This is a genomic window from Faecalibacterium sp. BIOML-A1 (genome assembly GCF_009679715.1).
Taxonomy (GTDB): Bacteria; Bacillota; Clostridia; order Oscillospirales; family Ruminococcaceae; genus Faecalibacterium; species Faecalibacterium taiwanense.
The window spans coordinates 167,888-182,700 of record NZ_WKZJ01000004.1 but is presented as its reverse complement, the minus strand read 5'-3'; the positions used below and the strand labels follow the sequence as shown (position 1 = coordinate 182,700).

Below are 14,813 nucleotides of genomic sequence, written 5' to 3'. Positions count from 1 at the left end.
TTTCACGTTCTACGGCGAAAAAGGAGCGACAACAATGCAGTTTTTTAGTACCAGAGACCAAAACCGCAAAGTGACTTCCTCGGAAGCAATCGCACAGGGCCTGTCCAACGAGGGCGGTCTGTTTGTACCGGAAAGCTTTCCGCAGGTGGATGTGAAGGCACTGTGCGAGCTGGACTACCCGGCCATGGCAGCTGCCGTCATCAAAGAATATCTGACCGACTACTCGCAGGATTTCCTGACCGAAGCTGCCCACAAGACCTACGGAGAGGCCTTTGGCGGCAAGGCAGGCTATCTTGCCCCGGTGGAAGGGGACACCTATGCCTTAGAGCTGTGGCATGGCCCTACCTGTGCATTCAAGGATTATGCTCTGCAGCTGATGCCGAAGCTTCTGGTGGAAGCCAAAAAGAATCTGGGCCGCACGGAAAAGACCCTGATCCTTGTGGCGACCAGCGGCGATACCGGCAAGGCAGCTCTGGACGGCTACCATGATATCCCGGGCGTGGAGATCGCAGTGTTCTATCCCACGGGCGGCACCAGCGAGATCCAGCGCCTGCAGATGGCAACGCAGGAGGGTGCCAACGTGGCAGTGTACGCTGTGCGCGGCAACTTTGATGATGCACAGACCGGTGTGAAGAAGGTCTTTGGTGACACTGCCATTGCAGCAGAGCTTGCCAAGCGGAACATCCGCCTGTCCAGCGCCAACTCCATCAACTGGGGCCGTCTGGTGCCGCAGATCGTCTATTACTTTGCCGCCTATGCCCAGCTGCTCAAGGCGGGCAGGATCACCTTCGGCGATGAAGTGGACTTCTGCGTACCCACCGGTAACTTCGGCGACATTCTGGCAGGCTACTATGCAAAGCGCATGGGCCTGCCCGTGGGCAAGCTGGTCTGCGCTTCCAACGAGAACAACGTGCTGACCGATTTCCTCACCACCGGCACCTACACCGCAAAGCGGGAGTTTTTCAAGACCACCTCGCCCAGCATGGACATTCTGGTGTCCTCGAACCTCGAGCGCCTTCTGTACCATGTCACCGGCAGTGATGCCGAGGTGGCGGGCCTGATGAAGAGCCTTGCCGAGACCGGAAGCTATACTGTGCGTCCGGAGACGCTGGCTGCCATTCAGGAGAACTTCTCCTGCGGCTGGAGCAGTGAGGAAGAAGTGGCAGGGGAGATCCGTGTCCGCTACGAGAAGGACAATTACCTGTGTGATACCCACACCGCCGTTGCGTTCCATGTGGCAGCGCAGAAAAAGCGCGAGGGCGTGCCCATGGTGGTGCTGTCCACCGCGTCTCCCTTCAAGTTCCCGCGCAGTGTGCTGGAAGCACTGGGCCGCACCGCCCCGGAAAATGATTTTGAAGCAATGCAGCAGCTGGAAGCAGCTACCGCGCATACCGCACCGGCAAGCCTTGCCGCACTGCGCCAGAAGCCGGAGCGCTTTAACACCGTGATCGATCCTGCGCAGATCGCCGAGGTGGCGCTGGGCTATCAGGAATAACACATCCTGCTGCATTTAGAACAGGAGAAAAAACATGGCACTTTTTGTGCTTGGCGATACCCACCTTTCTCTGGGCGCTTCCAAGCCGATGGATATTTTTCCCGGCTGGAATGATTATGTGGAGCGCCTTGAGAAAAACTGGCGCAAGCTCATCAAACCAGAGGATACCATTGTATTGGCGGGCGATATCAGCTGGGCCATGCGCCTGACCGATACCCGTAAGGATTTTGAATTTCTGCAGAGCCTGCCCGGGCAGAAGATCATCATGAAGGGCAACCACGATTACTGGTGGTCTACCGTGAACAAGATGAATGCCTACCTCAAAGCAGAAGGCTTTGATACCCTGCACATTCTGCACAACAACTCCTACAGTGTAGAGGGGTATGCACTGTGCGGTACCCGCGGCTGGCTGTTTGATGCAGGCGAGGCCCACGACGAAAAGGTGATGAACCGCGAGATCGGACGGCTGCGCATGAGCCTTGATGCCGCCGAACCCGGGCTGGAAAAGCTGGTGTTCCTGCACTATCCGCCGGTGTATACCGGCACCAGTGCGCCGGAGATCGTGGCCACCTTAAAGGAATACAGCATCAGGACCTGCTACTATGGCCATCTGCACGGCAATGCCATCCGCTATGCGGTGCAGGGCGATGTGGATGGCATCCACTACAAGCTGGTCAGTGCCGATGGGCTGCGTTTTTGCCCGTACCGCATCAATTGAACCGTTAAAACCAATAAAAATTAACAATTTGGGCTGGCAATTGTGTCAGGAGCGTGCTATAATAGTTTTTGACGCGATTGTTGCACCCAATTGAGCGCGCGCGTCCCCGCATATTGCAAAAGCAAGTTCATCCAGGACGCAGTGCGCGGTTGCAAAGGGCAAAAACTTCCTGCCCTGCGCAATAGAATTTTTGAGTGGAGGAAAAACAAATGAATTTCATCAAGTGTGAAAAGCTCGAGAAGAGCATGGCAGAACTGCAGTTCTCCATCGACGCAGAGGCTTTCAAGAAGGCTGTTGCCGATGTTTTCAAGAAGGAAGGCAAGAAGTACGCTGTTCCCGGCTTCCGTAAGGGCAAGGCTCCCCGCGCTCTGATCGAGAAGATGTACGGCGCTGATGTCTTTACCTATGATGCCATCAATGAGCTGTTCCCCGAGGCTTTCGAGGCTGCTGTCAAGGAAGCTGGCGTTGAGCCGGTCGGCCGTCCGGAGGTCACTGTTGACTCTGCTGATGAGACCAACGGTGTCACCCTGACCGTCAAGGTCGCTGTCAAGCCCGAAGTCAAGGTTGGCAGCTACAATGGTCTGACGGTTGAAAAGACTGTCCATACTGTTTCTGACGAGGCTGTTGAAGCTGAGCTGAAGCGTGTGCAGGAGCGCAATGCCCGTGAGCTGACCCGTGAGGGCGCTGCTGAGAACGGCGACATCGCTGATATCGACTTCGAGGGCTTCGTCGATGGCGTGGCTTTCGAGGGCGGCAAGGCCGAGCACTACAGCCTGACTCTGGGCAGCGGCAGCTTTATCCCCGGCTTTGAGGATCAGATCGTGGGCCACTCCGCTGGCGAAGAGTTCGACGTGAATGTTACCTTCCCCACCGAGTATCAGGCTGCCGAACTGGCTGGCAAGGCTGCTGTGTTCAAGATCAAGCTGCACGAAGTGAAGTACAAGGAGCTGCCTGCTCTGGATGACGAGCTGGCTAAGGATTGCTCTGAGTACGACACTCTGGACGAGTTCAAGGCTTCCATCCGCAAGAACAATCAGGAGCAGCTGGACAAGCAGGACGATCTGGCTGTTGAGAACGCTCTGGTGGATCAGGTCATCGAGAGCATGGAGGGTGAGATCCCCCAGGCAATGTATGATACCCGCATGGACGAGATGGTCAACGACTTTGCATTCCGCGTGGAGCAGCAGGGCCTGCGCCTCGAGGACTACCTGAAGTATATGGGCCAGACTATGGAGCAGTTCCGCGCTTCCTTCATGCCGCAGGCTGAGAAGCAGGTCAAGATCCGTCTGGCTCTGGAGGCTGTTGCTGCTGCTGAGAACATCGAGGCTTCCGAGGAGGAAGTTTCCGCTGAGATCAAGCGCATCGCTGACCAGTACAAGATGGAAGAGGACAAGGTTCGTGAGCTGGTCAATGTTGACGACCTGAAGAAGGATCTGGCCATCAACAAGGCCATCGACTTCATCAAGAGCCACGCAAACATCGTGGAGAAGGCTGCTGAGGAAGAGAAGGCTGCAGACGCTGAGTAATCAGCTCCTGTGTTCCTTTGAAGCGGGCAGTATGCTGCACGGTTTCAATCAAAGGTTGTAAAAATTGACCGATACGGCAGAACCGGCAGGGAAACCGTATCGGTCAATTTTGCAAATACTATATTCCATTTCAGGAGGCGAACTTTATGAGTTTTGTTCCTTACGTTGTGGAACAGTCGTCCCATGGCGAGCGTTCCTATGATATTTTCTCCCGTCTTTTGAACGATCGCATCATCGTTCTGAGCGAGGATGTCAACGATACCTCCGCCAGCCTTGTTGTGGCACAGCTGCTGTATCTGGAAGGGCAGGACCCGGACAAGGACATCAGCCTGTATATCAACAGCCCCGGCGGCTCCATCAGCGCCGGCATGGCCATCCACGATACCATGCAGTATATCAAGTGCGATGTTTCCACCATCTGCATGGGCATGGCAGCTTCCATGGGTGCCTTCCTGCTGGCAAGCGGCACCAAGGGGAAGCGTTTTGCACTGCCCAACTCGGAAATTCTGATCCATCAGCCGCTGATCGGCGGGCAGGGCGGCGGCCTTTCCGGCCAGACCACCGATATCAAGATCCATGCCGAGCACATGGTGTATATCCGCGATAAGATGAACCGCATGCTCAGCGAGTACACCGGCCAGCCGCTGGAAAAGATCCAGCTGGATACCGAGCGCGACAACTATATGTCCGCACTGCAGGCAAAGGAATACGGCCTGATCGATGAGGTCATTGCCCACCGCTGAGCCGCCGACATTTAATTTACCCAGGATAAGGAAAAACAGCTATGGCAAATAACAATTCCGGCAGAGACAAAAACGAAAAGGATCTGGTCTGCAGCTTCTGCGGAAAGCATCAGGACGAAGTGGAGCGTATGATCATCGGCCCCGGTGTCAATATCTGCAGCGAATGCATCGGCCTGTGCCACGACCTGCTTTCCGACAAGCCGGATCAGCCCAAAAGCGCCCGACCGGCCCGCGGTGCAAACCGTGCACACATCCAGCCTGCGGACGATCTGGATATCAACATCCTGACCCCGGCCGAGATCAAGGAAGGTCTGGATCAGTATGTGATCGGTCAGGACGAGGCAAAGCGTGTGCTGGCCGTCTCGGTCTACAACCACTACAAGCGCATCCTCAGCGGCAAGGGCAGCGATGTGGAGCTGCAGAAGTCCAACGTGCTGCTGCTGGGTCCTTCCGGCGTGGGCAAGACCCTGCTGGCACAGACTCTGGCAAAAATGCTGGGCGTTCCCTTCGCCATTGCCGATGCCACCACCCTGACCGAAGCCGGTTATGTGGGCGAGGATGTGGAGAACATTCTGCTCAAGTTGATCCAAGCAGCGGATTTTGATGTGCAGAAGGCACAGATCGGTATTATCTATATCGACGAGATCGACAAGATCACCCGCAAGAGTGAGAACCCCTCCATCACCCGCGATGTGGGCGGCGAGGGCGTGCAGCAGGCCCTGCTGAAGATTTTGGAGGGCACTGTGAGCAATGTTCCTCCGCAGGGCGGCCGCAAGCACCCGCAGCAGGAGTTCATCCAGATCGACACCACCAACATCCTGTTCATCTGCGGCGGTGCATTTGATGGCTTGGATAAGTATATCCTGCGCCGCACCGATAAGTCCGCACTGGGCTTCGGCAGCAGCCTGAAGGATAATTCCAGCGAAGCGGAGAAGGCTCTGCTGCGCAAGGTGGAGCCCCACGATCTGGTCAAGTTCGGCCTGATCCCGGAACTGATCGGCCGTCTGCCGGTCATTACCGTGCTGGACGATCTGGACGAGGACGCTCTGGTTCGCGTGCTCAAGGAGCCGCGCAACAGCCTTGTGAAGCAGTATAAGGAACTTCTGAGCATGGATAATGTGGAACTGAACTTCACTGACGAAGCACTCCACGCCATTGCCCGCAAGACGATCGAGCGCAAGACCGGTGCCCGCGGCCTGCGCAGCGTGATGGAAAGCATTCTGCTGCCCATCATGTACGAGGTGCCCACCGATGCTACCATCATCCGCGTAACTGTGGATGAAGATACCGTGGAAGGCGGCGAAGCACATCTGGAATACGGCGCGGTGCGCAAGCGCTATAAAAATCAGGTCGCTCTGAGCTGACGCTTTTAGCGTACAGCAGGGGAGCAAAGACCCGGCATTCAAGCTCTGTTTCAAAAGCTTTTTGCTTTTGGCAGGGCTTTTTGCTTTATTATTCTTGTTTCCGAGGGCAAAATGTACTATAATATTAAGGTCTGGAATGGCATGGGGAACGCTCCCTGGCAGGAATGCTCCGCAAAATGCCGCTCTGGCGCTATGGGTAACAGGAAGTACGATAAAGGAGTGTGTTTTCAATGGCAAATTATCTTGCAATGAATCGTGATGAACTCACTGCCGAAAAGGCAGCGCTTGAAGCAAAGTACAAGGAATTTCAGGCCAAGGGCCTCAAGCTGAATATGGCCCGCGGCAAGCCCGGCCCTCACCAGATGGATCTGGCCATGGACCTGCTGAAGATGAACGATTACACCACCGATGCTGGCACGGATGCCCGCAACTATGGCGAGCTGGAAGGCCTGCAGGAGGCCCGCGTGCTGTTTGCGGATGTCTTTGGCGTAAAGCCGGAGGAAGTGTTCGTGGGCGGCAACTCCAGCCTGCAGCTGATGTATAACCTCGTCAATATCGGCTATGTGTTCGGTTTCCCGGAGTCTCCGTGCCCCTGGTCTCAGGTGGAGAAGCGCAAGTTCCTCTGCCCGGTGCCCGGCTATGACCGTCACTTTGCTATTACCGAGGAGTTTGGCTTTGAGCTGATCAGCGTGCCTATGACCCCCAATGGCCCGGATATGGACATTGTGGAAAAGCTGGTGGCCGAGGATCCTGACATCAAGGGCATCTGGTGTGTGCCGCAGTATTCCAACCCCGATGGCTACACCTACAGCGATGAGACCATCGAGCGTTTTGCCAAGATGAAGACCGCTGCGCCTGATTTCAAGATCTTCTGGGATGAAGCCTATATCGTCCATCACCTGACCGATGAGATCATCGAGACTCCGGTGCTGCTGAACGAGAGCAAGAAGTACGGCAACGAAAACCGTGTGTTCATGTTCACTTCCACCAGCAAGATCACCTTCCCGGGCGCAGGTGTCTCTGCCATTGCCTGCAGCGAGAGCAGCATGAAGTATATCTGCAAGCGCTTCTCGGTCATGATCATCAGCTACGACAAGATGAACCAGCTGCGCCACGTCCGCTTCCTGAAGAACAAGGAAGGTGTGCTGGCCCACATGGCAAAGCACCGTCGTCGTCTGGTGCCCTGCTTTGATGCCGTCAAGACCGCGTTCAAGAACAACCTCATCCCCTGCGGGGATATTGCCCACTGGACGGACCCCAAGGGCGGCTACTTCATCAGCCTGTATGTGATGCCCGGCTGTGCAAAGCGCGTGGCGGGTCTGTGCAAGGATGCGGGCCTGACCCTGACCGGTGCCGGTTCTGCATATCCCTATCACAAGGACCCCGAGGATTCTCACCTGCGCATTGCGCCCACCTATCCCAGTCTGGACGAGGTGGAAACCGCTTCCGAACTGCTGTGCATCTGTGTGCGTCTGGCTGTGGCAGAAAAACTGCTGGCTGACAAGGCAGACTAACATTTTTTGATTTTATCTCCTCTGTGCGGCCCGTTTGGGCCGTCAGGGGAGTTTTGTCGCAAGAAAGCCGGCACGACGGCCCCCTTGCGGAAATGATAAGGCCCGCCGGAGCAGGCGGTCCGCACTAGAATACGGGCGGCAGCTGCAAGAACTGCTGCTTTTGGAGGTTCCCTGAATTTTATGAAAACAAAAGGAAAAGCATGGCATCTGATCGCCACAGTGCTGTTGATCGTGGTATTTGTGTATACTGCGTTCTTCGGTGTGTATGCCAAGTACGGCGATACGACCACGACCTACATCAAAGGTGCAAAGGATATCCGCTTCGGTGTGGATATCAAGGGCGGTGTCAACGTCACCTTTGTGCCGTCGGATGGCTACGATGCTACCGAAGAACAGCTGGAAGCAGCCCAGCTCGTCATTGAGAACCGTCTCGTAGCGCTGAACGTGACCGACTATGAGCTGTATGTGGACAACAATTCCGACAGCCTGATCCTGGAATTCCCGTGGCAGTCCGGTGAGACAGATTTTGACCCGGAAGCTGCGATCGATGAGATCGGTACCACCGCCTATCTGACCTTCCGCGGGGGAAGCAGTGCGGACGGTGAGCTGATCCTGGACGGCTCCATGATTGAGAGCGCCGCAGCTCAGTATGGCCCCGTCAGCAATGGCGGTGCTTCGGAATATTTCGTCTCCTTGAAGTTCACCGATGACGGTGCCAAGGCATTTGGCGATGCTACCACAAAACTGGCTGCATCGGGCGGCACCATCAGCATCTGGCTGGACGATGAAAACGTGAGCACGGCTACGGTCAATACTGCTATTACCGATGGCTCTGCCATCATTACAAGCTCGGCTTCCAATCCTTTCACGCAGGAGCAGGTCGTCAAGATGGCTCGCCAGATCAACTCCGGCGCACTGCCCTTTGCACTGACGGTGGACAGCTATTCCACCGTCAGCCCCAGTCTGGGAGAGAACAGCCTGAGCGCCATGGTTCTGGCCGGCCTGATCGCCTTTGCACTGATCGTGGTGTTCATGACGATGCTGTACCGTCTGCCGGGCTTCCTTGCATGTATTGCACTGGCTGGTCAGGTGGCAGCAACACTGGCGTTCGTTTCCGGTTACTTCCCGGTGTTTGAAAGCTTTACCATGACCCTGCCCGGCATCGCAGGCATCATCCTTGCCATCGGCATGGGCGTGGATGCCAATGTTATCACGGCAGAACGCATCAAGGAAGAGCTGAAAAACGGCAAGTCTCTGGATGGCGCGCTCAAGAGCGGTTTTGCCCGCGGCCTGACCCCCATCGTTGACGGCAACGTGACCATCGTCATCGTGGCCATCGTGCTGATGGGTGCCTTTGGCCCCTCGGACGGCATGTTTGCAAAGGCACTCCACTTTGTGTTCTTTGCCTTTGGCCCCTCCACCGCAGGCACTATTTATGCCTTCGGTTACACGCTGCTCACCGGCGTGCTGCTGAACTTTGTGTTTGGCGTGTTTGCTACCCGTGTGATGATCCGCGGTGCGGCATCCATCAAGGCACTGCGCAACCCTTGGCTCTACGGTGCGGAAAAGCCCGGCAAGGAAAAAGCCGAGAAGAAGCCCATCGACTTTGTGGGCCTGCGCAAGCGCTTCCTGACGATCTCCTCCTGCCTGATGGCAGCCATCGTGCTGTGCGCTGTGGTTTTGGGTGTCCATCTGGATACCGAGTTCACCGGCGGTGCCATGATCACCCTGAGCTACGAGGGCAGCTTTACCATGTCGGATGTGCAGAAGGTTGCATCCACTGCATTGGAGAATAACGGCCTGACCCTGCAGACCGGCGAGAATGTTGCTACCGGTGGCCAGACCCTGAAAATCTCGATGCCCGGTACCGAAACAGTGACTACCGAGCAGGTGGCCAAGCTGCTGGACAGCCTGAACGAAAGCTGCCCGAACAACAATTTTGAACAACTGTCGCTGAGCAACGTCAGCGCTGCCATGGGCACCAAGTTCCTGCAGAAGAGTCTGGTTGCCGTGGTGTTTGCACTGGTGCTGATCCTGCTGTACATCGCCCTGCGCTTCAAGAACATCGGCGGCCTGACCGGCGGCATGATGGCAGTGCTGGCGCTTGTGAACGACCTGATGGTGGTGTTTGGCACCTTCGTGCTGCTGCGCACCGCGCTGGACGGCAATTTCATTGCCGCCATGCTTACCATTCTTGGCTACTCCATCAACGATACCGTTGTGGTCTACGACCGTATCCGCGAGAACCGCACCCTGATGGGCAAAAAGGCATCCTTTGAAGAGCTGGTGAACCACTCGGTGAACCAGTCCGCCCGCCGCACCCTGATCACCACCATTACCACGGTGATGGCGCTGGGCGTTATGTGCATCGTGGCAAAGCTGTATGGTCTGGACAGCATCTTTACCTTTGCGTTCCCACTGATGATGGGCATGATCAGCGGCGTGTACACTTCGCTGTGCGTTTCCACCTCTGCGTGGGTGCTGTGGAGTGAGCGCAAGCCCAAGACCAAAGCCTAAAAACACAGCCCGGTCAGACCGGACAGGAGGAACAGAACATGAAGTGTCCCTATTGCGGAGCCGAGGAATCCAAAGTGATCGATTCCCGCCCCACCGAAGACAGTGAGCGCATCCGCCGCCGCCGCGAATGCCTGAGCTGCCATATGCGCTTTACGACCTATGAGGTCGTGGAGACTGTTCCGCTTGTGGTCATCAAAAAGGACAGCTCCCGTGAGCCGTTCGACCGGCAGAAGCTGCTCAACGCCATGGTGCGTGCCTGCGCCAAGCGGCCGGTCAGCTACGAATCGCTGGAGCGTGCGGTAAGCAGCATTGAGCAGACGCTGCTCAGCTCCTACGACCGTGAGATCCCCAGCGTGCGCATCGGTGAGCTGACCATGCAGGAACTGAAAAAGATCGACGAAGTGGCATATGTTCGCTTTGCATCGGTCTACCGTCAGTTTGCAGACGTGGAAAGTTTTTTCAATGAGCTGAAAAAGCTGATGGGCGACCGCAAGGAACCACAGAAATAATTCGCATCAGAACACCGGCTTTCGCCCAATGGGGCAGGGCCGGTGTTTTTGTTTATACCAGCCGGTGCGAGAGCCATTCCAGTGTTTCCACCTGTACCTGTGCGCGGCGCAGCTCACCAAAGGCTTCCTCTGGGGCACCCATTTCCAGGTGTCCGTCCGCCGCCCGCAGCGCAGCTTCCAGCTCGGTAAAATCTGCTGTGCGCAGCAGGTGGTTCATTTTGGTGCGCATTTGGTCGCACCGGTCGGCACCATCAGCAAGCGCCTGCCGGGCGGCAGGGTAGTCGGCATTGCGGATGGCTTCGGCGGCGGTGTCAAGGTCTGCCGAGATCACATCCGCAAAGCTCTGCACCTTCCAGCTGCTGTAAAAGGCCACGCTCAACAGTACGGCCACAATGGCGATACATGCATAGATCCGCTTCATCCGCTCACCTCAATGGGAGCCGCCGGCACGGCGGTTCTCTTTTTTTAGCAAAAAATAATCCTCGGTCTCGTTGCCGATCAGCAGCAAAATTTCTTCCGGCAGCAGGGTGTTGGCCTGCGCCGTGCGTTCCAGCCACGTGCGGTCCTTGCCGCACCAGCGCAGGTTGTCTTCCAGCACCTGTCCGTCCAGCACAAAGGGAATGGTGGCGTTGGTATGGGTCACCTTCAGCTGCAGGTCAGCAAGACGGGTTGGCTCTTTTTCTGGCCGCAGTGCTGCCGAAAGGGTGCCGTTCGTCTCGATCACTGCGTAGGAGACCTCCCGTGGGTCAAAAATATTTTTACCGCGCAGCGCTTCCATCAGGTCAGCTGTGGTCAGCCGCAGCATCCGCAAGGCTTTCTGATCGATCTGCCCGTCCAAGATCACCGTCTTTGGTCTGCCGGAAAGAAAGTTGAAGAATTTCTGGCTGCGGAAGCTCAGCACGGAGCCCAGCAGTTCCAGCGCTGCAATGAGAAACAGTGGGATCAGGCTGGATGTGATGGGCACCTCTTCCGATTCAATGGAGATGGATGCCAGATTGGAAATGAGAATGGTGGACACCAGTTCTTCGGGTTGCAGTTCGCCCAGCTGGCGCTTGCCCATCAGCCGCATGGCAAACAGAACGCACAGATAAATGATGATAGTGCGGCAGATCAGAAGCTTCAAGTAACAAGACCTCCTGTCGTTTCTGGCGGAATGGATGCCGCTGCAGCCGGGCATACTGCTGTGCAAAGGAGTGGTTGGATGCGGCAGTTATCACAGAGCCTTGCGGCAAATCTTGCGGTGCTGGACAAAATGTTTGGCACCTCTGCGGATTATTATGCCAAGGAGATCACGATTTATCATTGCAGGGGAAGCATCCTGCTGTTTGACGGCATGGCAAGCCTGAATTCTTTGTGGGAGCTTTTACTGGATGCGGCCAGCCGTCAGGCACCGCCGCAGCAGGCAGGCCAGCGTTGCACCGGGCCGCAGGTCTTTGAGCTGATCCTGCACGGCTCAGCATTTCCGGCAGAAAGTGAGCCGGTAACAGATCTGGCTGATCTGATCAAACGAATGACGGCAGGCATGGCGGTCTTACTGCTGGACGGCTGCGCAAAGGGCATTGCCTTCTCGGTGCAGGGACTGAAGTTCCGCTCGGTAGACGAGCCTTCCGGGGAGGGCAATCTGCGCGGCTCCCGCGAAGGCTTTGCCGACCTGCTGCGGGTCAATCTGAGCCTGCTGCGGCGGCTCATCCGTACCGAACATCTGGTGCAGGAGGTGGCGCAGGCCGATACCGAAATGCAAACGGAATACGCCATCTGCTACTGCAAAAACAGGGCAGACTCCGCCATGGTGATCCGTGTGCGCAAAGCGCTTGCCGCTGCAAAGCCGGAGCTTTTGCTGGATTCCAGTTACTTTGTGCCGTGGCTGCTGCCGGGCAAGGCGCGGCTGTTCACGCCGGTAAGCTACACCGAGCGGCCTGCCGTGGCGGCGGCAAAGATCTGTGAGGGCAAGATCGTGGTGCTGGTCAACGGAAGTCCCTCTGCCATGGTGCTTCCGGCTCTTTTCTGCGAAAATTTTGAGTGCTTGGACGATTATGCATCCACCGCCGTGTTTTCCTCTTTTCTGCGCATCCTCAAATATGTTTCGTTCTACCTCACAGTATTTCTGCCGGGTGTATTCGTCTGTCTGGCGGTCTACCTGCCGGAGCTGATCCCACCGCAGCTTCTGTACAAGATCGAAGCGGCGGAGAAGGCCACACCGCTGCCGCTGTTTGCGGAAATGCTGCTGGTCATACTCATTTTGGAGGTCATCCGGGAAGCAGGTCTGCGGATGCCGCAGTCGCTGGGGCATTCGGTCAGTCTGGTGTCCGCGTTGATCATCGGCGATGCTGCCATTGCCACCGGGCTTATGAGCACGCCGGTGATCTTTGTGGCAAGCATCACGGCCATCGCGGTGTTCGTCACGCCCTCTTTGTACGAGCCTGCTACGCTGCTGCGTCTGGGTGTGGTGCTGGCTGCAGGTCTTGCCGGGCCGGTGGGCCTTGCGGGGGCTTTTTTTGCAGTTCTGCTCAGTCTTTCCGGCACAGCCTGCCTGCAGGTGCCATATCTGGCGGCGCATCCGTTCCCGCAGCGGCCCATGGAAGAGGATGGCATCATCCGCCGCAACTACCGCCGTCTTTCAGCGCACGACTTTAATATCTGGCAGAAACGGGAGGGAAAATGATACAAAAACAGAAAGGCTTTTCTGCTCCCGTGCTGGCACTGAGCGTGTGGACAGCTGCGCTGGCAGAAGAAATGCAGACCGGTATCTCTCCGCGTGGGATGATCATTCATGGAGCGGTTCAGGCTCTTTTGCTCACATGCATCAGTGGGGTGTTCTCTGCCTGCTGGCAGCGGGCAGCCATGCAGTGGGTCTGGCTGTTTTCCGCAGGAGCATGGTTTCTGGCAGAGTTGTTTGGAACCGTAATGCAGGCCCAGAACATCTGCCAGCAGGAGTTCCGCTCCATGGCGCTGATCGGCCTGCTGCCGCTTTTGCTCTGGGCAGGGTGGTGTATTCCGCCTTCCGGCTGGGATGCTCCGGCACGGGTGCTGTGGTGGTTCGTGCTGCTGGGTGGGCTGGTCTGTCTGACAGGGCTTGCCGGGCAGATGGACTGGGCGCACCTGCTGACGGCAGATGCTGTGCAACTGGCCCGCTGGCCGCGTGTTCCGCTGTATGCGGAGTATTTGTTCTGGCCGCTTCTTGCAGGTTATGAAGAGCCGCGCAGCATGTCCTGGCTGCCATGGCTCACCTTTCTGGCACAGGCGGGTCTTACTGCCGGGATGTGCCTCGTATTTGGCGCAGCGGATTACCCGGAACAGGAACTGCTGCGGGCATGGAGTGCAGATGTTTTCTCCCGCATGGATGCACTGCTTTTGCTCATCTGGCTCACCTGCGCGATCTTCCGCACCGGCTTTCTCTGTGCGGCAGTGCGTACCGTGTGGCAGCGCGCGGTGCAGTGCGGGAAAGGAGCGGTAAAATGAAGCAGAAGAAACTGCGCTCTCTCAGTGCGGTGCTTTTGATCGGGTGGTGCCTGATTTTTCTGCGCTGCGAGACCACCGAAAAAAGCATGGTTCGTGCGCTGTATCTTGCTCAGAAGGAACAGTCCATCACCGTAGGGCTGCTGTATCAGGCTCCGGAAGCCGCCGCCGATGCATCCGAGGCTTCTGGGGCTGTGCAGCTGCAGTTGGCGCAGGCGGACACGCTGGCAAAAGCGCTTGCGGCGGCTCAAAAGCAACTGCCGCAAAAGGCGGATTACCGCCTGTGCGATTATCTGCTGATCGATCAAGATGCATCGGCAGAGCTGCTTGCAGCGTATGAGCGTACGGTGCTGGAAAACAGGCAGGGCAGGGTATCGGCAAAAGTTTCTGTGCTGGAAATGGACGATGGATTTTTGGAGGAACTTCCAGCGGAAAAGCAGGAATTTCCGAACAAACTGCTTGAGTTGCTCAAGCAGTGCACAGACCAGATGCCGAGGCTTTACCAGTATCAGGACGGAATGCTTCTGCCGCAGCTGCGGGCAGAGAAACAGGAAGTGGCACTTGCAGATACAAGCATCCTCTGGCGAGTGGAAAACAGCATTGAGCTGGAGGCCCGGCAGGCGGAAACAGCGCGGCTTTTGCTGGAAATGGGAGGCGTGCATACTTTCTGGCTGGAAGGTGAGCCGGTAACGGTCCGCCGATGCAGCGTGTCTGTCACCCTGCGGGAAGAAACTGCCAGTCTGCGGCTGGACTGTCAGCGCAGCTATGATACGCCGCAGCCCAGCGCCGCACAGTGCAAACAGCTGGCAGAACTGTGCACGCAGACGGTGCAGTCTTTCTGGCAGCAGGGCATCGACCTTGTGCATCTGCAGCAGCGCAGTGCATTGCAGAACGGTGTGGGCAGAGAAAAGATCACAATAAAAAACGCCTGCCCGCAATTGAAGGCAGACGTGAGATTTTTACCGATGTGA

General features: G+C 56.8%; 13 protein-coding genes. 11 read left to right on the top strand and 2 right to left on the bottom strand.

Annotated features, from left to right (window positions below; genetic code table 11):
* Nucleotides 1-34: 34 nt before the first annotated feature.
* From thrC to nrdR, 8 genes are all read left to right on the top strand, one after another.
* Nucleotides 35-1,495 (top strand): threonine synthase, encoded by a 1,461-nt coding sequence (gene thrC, locus GKG36_RS06945; RefSeq protein WP_097775638.1) that lies wholly within the window; start codon nucleotides 35-37, stop codon nucleotides 1,493-1,495.
* 34 nt (nucleotides 1,496-1,529) lie between these two features.
* Nucleotides 1,530-2,213, top strand: coding sequence for a metallophosphoesterase (locus GKG36_RS06940; RefSeq protein WP_005941928.1), 684 nt, complete (start codon nucleotides 1,530-1,532; stop codon nucleotides 2,211-2,213).
* 209 nt (nucleotides 2,214-2,422) lie between these two features.
* Nucleotides 2,423-3,739, top strand: coding sequence for a trigger factor (tig, locus tag GKG36_RS06935; protein ID WP_154259888.1), 1,317 nt, complete (start codon nucleotides 2,423-2,425; stop codon nucleotides 3,737-3,739).
* A gap of 146 nt (nucleotides 3,740-3,885) precedes the next feature.
* On the top strand, nucleotides 3,886-4,482 hold the full coding sequence (gene clpP / locus GKG36_RS06930; RefSeq protein WP_005941935.1) for an ATP-dependent Clp endopeptidase proteolytic subunit ClpP: 597 nt from the start codon (nucleotides 3,886-3,888) through the stop codon (nucleotides 4,480-4,482).
* A gap of 41 nt (nucleotides 4,483-4,523) precedes the next feature.
* Nucleotides 4,524-5,846, top strand: coding sequence for an ATP-dependent Clp protease ATP-binding subunit ClpX (gene clpX, locus GKG36_RS06925; RefSeq protein ID WP_097777745.1), 1,323 nt, complete (start codon nucleotides 4,524-4,526; stop codon nucleotides 5,844-5,846).
* 230 nt (nucleotides 5,847-6,076) lie between these two features.
* Nucleotides 6,077-7,360: an aminotransferase gene (locus tag GKG36_RS06920; RefSeq protein WP_005941939.1), complete on the top strand. Its 1,284-nt coding sequence runs from the start codon at nucleotides 6,077-6,079 to the stop codon at nucleotides 7,358-7,360.
* A 180-nt stretch (nucleotides 7,361-7,540) separates the two neighbouring features.
* Entirely contained in the window at nucleotides 7,541-9,877 is a 2,337-nt protein-coding gene (gene secF / locus GKG36_RS06915; protein ID WP_154259886.1) for a protein translocase subunit SecF, read from the top strand.
* Between the two features lie 38 nt (nucleotides 9,878-9,915).
* Entirely contained in the window at nucleotides 9,916-10,386 is a 471-nt protein-coding gene (gene nrdR, locus GKG36_RS06910) for a transcriptional regulator NrdR (RefSeq protein WP_044953681.1), read from the top strand.
* A gap of 52 nt (nucleotides 10,387-10,438) precedes the next feature.
* On the opposite strand, the gene GKG36_RS06905 is transcribed toward nrdR, so the two are convergent.
* Both GKG36_RS06905 and GKG36_RS06900 read right to left on the bottom strand, forming a co-directional pair.
* Complete coding sequence (locus GKG36_RS06905) at nucleotides 10,439-10,807, bottom strand: DUF4363 family protein (RefSeq protein WP_005941949.1); 369 nt, start codon at nucleotides 10,805-10,807, stop codon at nucleotides 10,439-10,441.
* Nucleotides 10,808-10,816: 9 nt separating this feature from the next.
* On the bottom strand, nucleotides 10,817-11,509 hold the full coding sequence (locus tag GKG36_RS06900; RefSeq protein WP_243139007.1) for a DUF421 domain-containing protein: 693 nt from the start codon (nucleotides 11,507-11,509) through the stop codon (nucleotides 10,817-10,819).
* 78 nt (nucleotides 11,510-11,587) lie between these two features.
* Between GKG36_RS06900 and GKG36_RS06895 the strand changes: the two genes are divergently transcribed.
* From GKG36_RS06895 to GKG36_RS06885, 3 genes are read left to right on the top strand one after another with little or no spacing between them, the layout of a single operon-like run.
* Entirely contained in the window at nucleotides 11,588-13,048 is a 1,461-nt protein-coding gene (locus GKG36_RS06895; RefSeq protein ID WP_243139006.1) for a spore germination protein, read from the top strand.
* The gene (locus tag GKG36_RS06890) at nucleotides 13,045-13,845 is read left to right on the top strand and encodes a hypothetical protein (RefSeq protein ID WP_154259881.1); all 801 of its coding nucleotides are present in this window, start codon (nucleotides 13,045-13,047) and stop codon (nucleotides 13,843-13,845) included. Before GKG36_RS06895 ends, GKG36_RS06890 begins: the two co-directional genes overlap by 4 nt.
* Nucleotides 13,842-14,813, top strand: a complete 972-nt coding sequence (locus GKG36_RS06885) for a hypothetical protein (protein WP_154259879.1) — start codon at nucleotides 13,842-13,844, stop codon at nucleotides 14,811-14,813. The genes GKG36_RS06890 and GKG36_RS06885 overlap by 4 nt, the downstream gene beginning before the upstream one ends.